General features: G+C 73.3%; 9 protein-coding genes. 8 read left to right on the top strand and 1 reads right to left on the bottom strand.

Translation table 11 applies throughout. The annotated features are described in order from the left end of the window. The 7 genes from ABZW11_RS37385 to ABZW11_RS37355 all read left to right on the top strand — a co-directional run. Window positions 1-252 (top strand): hypothetical protein (locus tag ABZW11_RS37385; RefSeq protein ID WP_355428127.1); only part of this gene is annotated, 252 nt, incomplete at its 5' end. Between the two features lie 74 nt (window positions 253-326). Beyond that, window positions 327-851, top strand: coding sequence for a hypothetical protein (locus ABZW11_RS37380; protein WP_355428124.1), 525 nt, complete (start codon window positions 327-329; stop codon window positions 849-851). Continuing rightward, on the top strand, window positions 844-1,392 hold the full coding sequence (locus ABZW11_RS37375) for a hypothetical protein (protein ID WP_355428121.1): 549 nt from the start codon (window positions 844-846) through the stop codon (window positions 1,390-1,392). Before ABZW11_RS37380 ends, ABZW11_RS37375 begins: the two co-directional genes overlap by 8 nt. 99 nt (window positions 1,393-1,491) lie before the next feature. Next, window positions 1,492-2,556 (top strand): ABC transporter substrate-binding protein, encoded by a 1,065-nt coding sequence (locus tag ABZW11_RS37370; RefSeq protein ID WP_355428118.1) that lies wholly within the window; start codon window positions 1,492-1,494, stop codon window positions 2,554-2,556. Window positions 2,557-2,661: 105 nt separating this feature from the next. Continuing rightward, the gene (locus tag ABZW11_RS37365; RefSeq protein WP_355428115.1) at window positions 2,662-3,486 is read left to right on the top strand and encodes an ABC transporter permease; all 825 of its coding nucleotides are present in this window, start codon (window positions 2,662-2,664) and stop codon (window positions 3,484-3,486) included. Next, window positions 3,462-4,166 carry an ABC transporter ATP-binding protein gene (locus ABZW11_RS37360; protein WP_355428112.1) on the top strand — a complete coding sequence of 235 codons (705 nt, stop codon included), beginning with the start codon at window positions 3,462-3,464 and terminating at the stop codon, window positions 4,164-4,166. Before ABZW11_RS37365 ends, ABZW11_RS37360 begins: the two co-directional genes overlap by 25 nt. A 114-nt stretch (window positions 4,167-4,280) precedes the next feature. Next, window positions 4,281-5,615: a lanthionine synthetase LanC family protein gene (locus ABZW11_RS37355; protein WP_355428109.1), complete on the top strand. Its 1,335-nt coding sequence runs from the start codon at window positions 4,281-4,283 to the stop codon at window positions 5,613-5,615. Window positions 5,616-5,634: 19 nt separating this feature from the next. Here the strand turns inward: ABZW11_RS37355 and ABZW11_RS37350 are convergent, their stop codons facing one another. Beyond that, a complete protein-coding gene (locus ABZW11_RS37350) occupies window positions 5,635-6,585 on the bottom strand; it encodes an NAD(P)-binding domain-containing protein (RefSeq protein ID WP_355428130.1) in 951 nt (316 codons plus the stop codon). Here ABZW11_RS37350 and ABZW11_RS37345 point away from each other — a divergent pair. Then, window positions 6,565-6,915 carry a helix-turn-helix domain-containing protein gene (locus tag ABZW11_RS37345; protein ID WP_355428106.1) on the top strand — a complete coding sequence of 117 codons (351 nt, stop codon included), beginning with the start codon at window positions 6,565-6,567 and terminating at the stop codon, window positions 6,913-6,915. The genes ABZW11_RS37350 and ABZW11_RS37345 overlap by 21 nt on opposite strands. Window positions 6,916-6,955: the final 40 nt, after the last annotated feature.

The raw sequence follows: 6,955 nt of genomic DNA, 5'->3' as shown, positions 1-6,955 counted from the left end.
CCGGCCCGGCTCGGCGTCCTGCACGACCTGGCCGCCGCCGCGCCGCTGCACCTGGTGCCCGCCCCGCTGGCCGCCGACCTCAGAACGATGCTCGCCGACCCCCGGCCGGACGACCGGCAGACGTTCCTGCAACGCGGCCGCGAGCTCGCCGACGGCGGCGGCTGGGAGGTCCTGTGCGAGTGCCCGCAGGACGGCCCCTGCCTCTGCGGCCGTCGCAAGGACGCCGTGCCCGACCACCTCGTGGCCCGGTGACGACGGGCAGGTGACGGGGAGCAGGAGTCTCGGGGGTGTGGGCATGATAGGAGAACGGCGAGGAGAGGACGGTTATGGCGTTCGCGATAGCACGGACGAGGGATGAGGCGCATCTCTACCTCGACCTGCACCCGTGCGCGTGCGGCTCGGTCGAGACGGCGTGGGACAGCGGCCTGGTCGCCGTTGACGACGGGCTCGCCACGCGCTACTGGGGGGCCTGCGACGACTGCGGCAGGCAGCGCGAATACCTGTTCGGGGTGCCCGAGCGGCCGACGATGCCGGCGGGCTACCCCACGTTCGGGGGCCCGGAGCCGTCGCAGCTGCTGGACGCGGGGGAGTGGCTGTGGGTGGCCGACCTGACGGCGGGTAACGTGCCGGTGGACGACGAGGCGGAGGCCCGCCGCACGCTGTCGATCGCCACGGCGGCCGTCGAGGAGGTCGTCAAGTTCATCCCGCCGGGCGCCGACGAGGTGCCCGACGACGGGTTCTGGTCGCAGCGGGGCAGGGAGATGCGGGCGGCCGAGCCCGGCAGGTTCCAGCTCGACCGGCTGCTGATCGTCCGCGACTCCTTCCGCGACCTGGCGGCCCGGCATGCCTGACGCCGTCACGGCGCGCTCGCTGGTGGAGGCGCACGTCTACCTCGACCTGACGGTCTCGGGCGGGTCGGCGGGCGCTGAGGTCATCGAGGTGCCCGACGGGTGGCTGGTGCGGGCGGGCGGCGTGGAGGTGCCGGTGTCGTACGCCGGCGAGCACGCGGCCAGGCAGGCCCGCACCACGTTCGGCACGGGCAGGTCCGAGCTGCTGGACGCCGGCCAGTGGGTGCTGATCAGCGGCACGTACGCGAGCCGGGCCCTGGAGGGCGGCCTCTTCTACGCCGCCGGCCCGGCCGATCCCCAGCGGGTCCGCGCCGTCGAGACCGACTGGACGTACGCCGCCGACGCGGTGGCCGAGGCGCTGGAGTTCCTGCCCGAGGGGGCCGCCGCGCTGCCGTCCGCGGCGTTCTGGACGGAGATGGGCAGGTCCGCCCGCGAGGCCGAGCCGGGCCGCTTCACCAGGGCCAAGCTGGAGAGCGACCTCGCCTTCTACCGCCAGAGCCTGGCCGACTTCCGCCGTCTCGCCGGCTCCGCCCGGCCCCGCTGACCCCTCCGGTTTCACCCCGAACCGGAGCCCACCGGCAATAACATGCAAATTTGGTAGGAAATGTTGACTTAGGGCCTTGGCGCTCGTACCTTCGAGACCATGAGCCAGGGCCTCCATCACATGTCCTCGTTACGACCCACGCTCGCCACACTCGTCCTGCTGCTCCTGACGGCCTGCGCCCCGAGCGCCGCCCAGGGGTCCGGCGGGCCCGAGCCGGCCGCGCGGGCGCCGCTGCCGACCGTGGTCCCGCAAGGCGCCAGGCTGATCGTCGGAGACCCGGCGACCAAGGTGGCGCTGCAGCTCTCCGGCGAGATCGACGACTTCTCGTTCGCCATCGAGTGGGCCAACATCAGCGGCGGCCCGCAGACGAGCGAGGCGTTCAGGGCCGGGGCGCTCGACGTCGGCGCGGTGGCCGACATCCCGCCCATCCACGCCACCTGGACCGGCCTGCCGGTGAAGATCGTGGCATCGAAGTTCCGCAAGGACCCGCTCGCCCACCCCACCTACGAGCTCGGCATCGCCCCAGGCGTCCACGTCAAGGCCCTCGCCGACCTGCGCGGCAAGAAGATCGCCTACAGCCCGGGGCAGGCGCAGGGCGCGCTCGTGCTGAGGGTGCTGAAGAAGGCCGGGCTGACCAAGGACGACGTCGAGCTGATCGAGCTGCCGAGCACCGGCGACGTCTACCCCAACGCGCTGGCCTCCCGCCAGGTGGACGTCGCGCCCATCGGCGGCGTCAACATCAAGCGCTACACCGCCAAGTTCGCCAAGGACGGCGCGACCACCGTCCAGCACGGCCTGCGCGACGACCCCGCCCACCTCTACGTCCGCACCGAGACGCTCAAGGACCCGGCCAAGGCGGCCGCCCTGCGCGAGTACGTCGCCGCCTGGGCCCGCGCCTCCCGCTGGATCCACGACCATCCCAAGGAGTGGATCGACGGCTACTACGTCAAGGACCAGGGCCTCGACGCCGCCGACGGCCAGTACCTGGTGGACCAGGCGGGCGAGCCCGACATCCCCGCCGACTGGTCGGAGGCCATCACCCGGCACCAGGAGACCATCGACATCCTGGCCGCCGAGACCGGCAACGAGCCGCTCAAGGCCGAGGACCTCTACGACCGCCGCTTCGAGCCCATCGCCGCCGCCGCACTGAAGGAAGGTGCGTGATGACGTCCCGCAGAACGCCGCCGCCGGACACCCGCACGGTGATGACGTTTCCCGGCAGGCCCCTGCCGGTCACCCGCAGGACCCCCGCAAGAAGGAGGGGGTGAGATGACGCTGCTCGCCTCCCGGCCCGCCGCGCCCGCCCGCGTACGCGCCCGCCGCCGTCTCAGACCGGGCCGCCCGATCAGGCTGGGCTTCCTGCTGGGCCCGCTGCTGCTGCTCGCCCTCTGGGCGCTCGCCTCGGCGACGGGCCGGCTCGACCCCCGGTTCCTGTCGGCGCCGTGGACCGTGGTCGCCACGGCCGGCGACCTGATCGCGGGCGGCCGCCTCCAGGACAACCTGCTGTCCTCGGTCGGCCGGGTCGCCTCGGGCCTGGCCATCGGCGTGCCGCTGGGCACGGTGCTGGCGCTGGTGTCCGGGCTCAGCCGCTGGGGCGAGGCGATCATCGACGGCCCGGTGCAGATCAAGCGGGCCGTCCCGTCACTGGCGCTGATGCCGCTGCTCATCCTGTGGCTGGGCATCGGCGAGGGCATGAAGATCACGGTCATCGCGGTCGGCGTGCTCGTGCCCATTTACATCCACACCCACAACGGCCTGCGCGGCATCGACAGCCGCTACGTCGAGCTGGCCGAGACCGTCGATCTGCGGCGCGGCGCGTTCATCAGGAAAGTGGTGCTGCCGGGGGCGCTGCCCGGGTTCCTGCTGGGGCTGCGGTTCGCGGTCACGACGGCCTGGTTGTTCCTGGTGGTGGCCGAGCTGATCAACTCCACCAGCGGCATCGGCTACATGATGGACCTGGCCCGCACGTACGGGCAGACCGACGTCATCCTCGTCGGCATCGTCCTGTACGGCCTGCTCGGCCTGTTCTCCGACGCCGCGGTCCGCCTGGTCGAAAGGAGGGCGCTGTCGTGGCGACGGACGTTGGCGAGCTGATCCGCGTCGAGCGGCTGACCCGCGTCTACGGCGCCCGTAAGGTGCTGGACGGCCTCGACCTGGAGCTGGCGCCCGGCGAGTTCACCGCGCTGCTCGGCCGCAGCGGCTCGGGCAAGAGCACCCTGCTGCGCGCCCTGGCCGGGCTGGACGGCGACGTCGCGGGCGGCGGCGCGGTGCAGGTGCCCGACGAGGTGTCGGTGGTCTTCCAGGACGCCAGGCTGCTGCCGTGGCAGCGGGTGCTGCCCAACGTCGTGCTCGGCCTGACCGGGGCCGAGGAGCGCGGCCGGCAGAGCCTGGCCGAGGTCGGGCTGGCCGGGCGCGAGCGGGCCTGGCCGAACGAGCTGTCGGGCGGCGAGCAGCAGCGCGTCGCGCTGGCCCGGTCCCTCGTACGCGAGCCCCGGCTGCTGCTCGCCGACGAGCCGTTCGGCGCGCTCGACGCGCTGACCAGGCTGAAGATGCACCGGCTGCTGCGCCGCCTGTTCGAGCAGCACCGCCCTGCCGTGCTGCTGGTCACCCACGACGTGGACGAGGCCGTCGCGCTGGCCGACCGGATCCTGGTGCTCGACTCCGGCCGCATCGCCACCGAGCTGCGGCCCGGCTCCGCCGCCGGCCCGGCCGCCGGGCCCGCCGCGACCAGGGCCGTGCTGCTGCGGGCGCTCGGCGTCACCGGGGAGGAGTGATGGTCGCACTCGCGCGGCTACTTGAGCGGCGGCCCGGCCGGGTGGAGCATCGTGTCCACATCTGCTTCACCCGCTTTCCGAGTCTTCCTACTAAATCTATGGGAAAATGAGTTCATGAGCCTGGACGAGATGCGCGCGTCGAGTGCCCGCGCCGACACGCCGCTGACCGCCGCCATCCTGGCCGGCCGGTGGGTACGCTCGGCCGCCGTCGACGACGAGCACGGCCGGTGGTGGCAGGCCAACCCCGACACGCGCGGCGCGTCCGCCGTCACCGCCGAGCCCTGGTCCCTCTACTCGGGGGCCGCCGGGGTCGTGCTGTTCTTCCTGGAGCTGGCCGCCGCCACCGGGCACGAGGCGTACCTGGAGGACGCCAGGGCCGGCGCCCGCAGGCTCGCCGGCACCTGGCGCGAGCAGGACGACCTGACGCTCTACCACGGGCTCACCGGCGTGATGATCGCGCTCATGGAGGCCGGGTGGACGCTCGGCGAGCCCGCCTTCGAGTCCGAGGCCGCGGCCATCGCCGACCACATCGTGCGCAAGGGCACCGAGCGGGGCGACGGCGTCCAGTGGTCGCGCGATCCGGCGCAGCGCGGCGAGGGCGGCATCATCCTCGGGCTGCTGCGGGCCGCCACCCACCTCGGCGTACCCGCGTACGAGGAGGCCGCCGTCGAGGCCGGGCTGCGCGTCGCCCGCCTGCCCGTCCCTGGACACCGGTTCGGTGACTGCGCCGACCTGCCGGTGGACGCCGTCACGCCGGGCTTCCTCGCCGGCACGTCCGGCACCGCGTACCTGCTGGCCCGCCTGTACGGCGTCACCGGCGAGCGGCGCTTCCTCCACGCCGCTCGCAGCGGCGCCGCCTTCGTCCGCGAGGTCAGCGTCGTGAGCGGGCGCTGCGCGGTCGTGCCGCACCACGTGCCGCACGCGCGCGGCCTGCACTACCTCGGCTTCTGCTCCGGCTCCGCCGGGGTGGCGCGGATGTTCTACGAGCTCTACCGGGTGGACGGCGATCCCGCCGACCTGGAGTGGGCCGAGCGGCTGGCCCGCGGCGTCATCAGCAGCGGAGCGCCGCACCGCCGCACCGAGGGTTACTGGAACGTCGCCTGCCAGTGCTGCGGCACGGCCGGCGTGATCGAGCTGTTCGTCGGCCTGTGGGCGGCCACCGGCCACCGGGACCACCTCGACTACGCCCACACGCTCGCCGCCGACCTGATCGGCCGCGCCACCGACCACAACGGCCAGGGCTACCGCTGGTACCAGGCCTACCGCCGGCTCCGCCCCGGCGAGGTCACCGCCGACACCGGCTACATGGTCGGCGCCGCCGGCATCGGCTCGGCCCTCCTCCACCTCGACGCCGCCGGCCTCCCCGACCGCCCCCGCCGCATCGTTCTCCTCCCCGACAACCCCTTCCCGTCGATCCCCCTTCCCACTTCGGCCGTCAACGACGGCTGAGCACCGCATCCCGCGCGGGTCAGCGGGGAGTCAGCAGGTCGGTGATGCGGAGGAAGCCGTCTTCGCCGTGGCCGAGGCCGATCACTCTGCGGGCCAGGCCCTCCGCAGCACGCATCACGCTCGCGTCGATGCCGCGTTCCTCCGAAGCCTGGATGATGTGCTTCATGGAGGAGGCGGCTGAGGTGATCGGGTTGATGTCGCCGGAGAAGGAGCCGGTGTCCGCCTCCTGCGCGCCTGTCTCGATGAGCGGGGGCAGGATGGCGGCGATGCCCTGCGCGAAGGGGGCCAGTTCCCGGGCTGTGACGCCCTCCGCCTTGGCCAGGGCCAGCGCGTGGGCGTAGCCCGCCATGGCGGTCCAGAAGATGTCGAGCAGCGCCAGGTCGTAGGAGGCCGCCCGGCCGATGTCGGCGCCCAGGTGGGTGTGGGCGCCGCCGAGCGCGTCCAGCACCGGCTTGTGCTCGCGGTAGAGCTCTTCGGGTCCGCTGTGCAGGAACACGGCGTCAGCCGTGCCGATGGTGGTGGCCGGCGTCATGATGGCGCCGTCGAGGTAGCCGATGCCGTGCGCGGCCGCCCACGCGCCGGTCTCCCGGGCGCGGGCGGGCGTGTCGGCGGTCAGGTTGACCAGGGTGCGGCCCTTGAGCGCGGAAGCGACCGCTTCCCTGCGTACGATCGCGTCGGCGGCGTCGTAGTCGACCACGCAGAGCACGGTGAGCGGGCTCGCGGCGACCGCGGACTCGGGGGAAGAGGCGCCCGCCGCGCCGCGGGCGACCAGCTCGCGGTCCCTGCCCGGCGTACGGTTCCAGACGGTGACGGCCAGGCCCGCGTCCAGGAGGGCGCCGGCCAGCGCCCGGCCCATCGGGCCCAGACCGAGCACGGTGACGGCAGACTGTGGGATGGATGCGGACATGCGTGAAGACTCCTTGACGACAGTGCTGAAGGTGGGATGGCGATGACGCGCAGCAGGGCACAGGACACGAACGTGTGCGGGGTGACCGCCGCGATCGCCGTGATCGACGGCAAGTGGAAGACGCTCCTGCTCTGGCTGCTGGAGTCAGGCCCGTGGCGGCCGGGCGAGCTGCTGCGGCAGGCGCCGGGACTCAGCGAGAAGGTGCTGACGCAGACGCTGCGCGAGATGGAGGCCGACGGTCTCGTCCGCCGGGAGGTCTACGACGTCCGGCCGCTGAAGACCGAATACTCGCTGACCCCGTTCGGGCAGGACCTGGCGGACGCGCTGGCACCCCTCGCTGACTGGGGCCACCGCCGCCTCGAGAGGCTGGCCGCGACCCGGCAGGTCTCGTGACGCGCACCGCCCCGGCCTCCCCTCGAACGTCCGGCTGATC

Origin of the sequence: Nonomuraea sp. NPDC004580 (assembly GCF_040609855.1) — a bacterium.
In the GTDB taxonomy this organism is placed as follows: Bacteria; Actinomycetota; Actinomycetes; order Streptosporangiales; family Streptosporangiaceae; genus Nonomuraea; species Nonomuraea salmonea.
Note: the sequence above shows the minus strand (reverse complement) of the source record. Positions and strands in the feature narration are given on the sequence as shown.

Excerpts from the sequence above, each read along its gene's own strand:
- ABZW11_RS37370 (WP_355428118.1), top strand. The coding sequence starts at position 1,492 with ATGAGCCAGGGCCTCCATCACATGTCCTCGTTACGACCCACGCTCGCC.
- ABZW11_RS37355 (WP_355428109.1), top strand. The coding sequence starts at position 4,281 with ATGAGCCTGGACGAGATGCGCGCGTCGAGTGCCCGCGCCGACACGCCG.
- ABZW11_RS37365 (WP_355428115.1), top strand. The coding sequence starts at position 2,662 with ATGACGCTGCTCGCCTCCCGGCCCGCCGCGCCCGCCCGCGTACGCGCC.
- ABZW11_RS37375 (WP_355428121.1), top strand. The coding sequence starts at position 844 with ATGCCTGACGCCGTCACGGCGCGCTCGCTGGTGGAGGCGCACGTCTAC.
- ABZW11_RS37380 (WP_355428124.1), top strand. The coding sequence starts at position 327 with ATGGCGTTCGCGATAGCACGGACGAGGGATGAGGCGCATCTCTACCTC.
- ABZW11_RS37345 (WP_355428106.1), top strand. The coding sequence starts at position 6,565 with ATGACGCGCAGCAGGGCACAGGACACGAACGTGTGCGGGGTGACCGCC.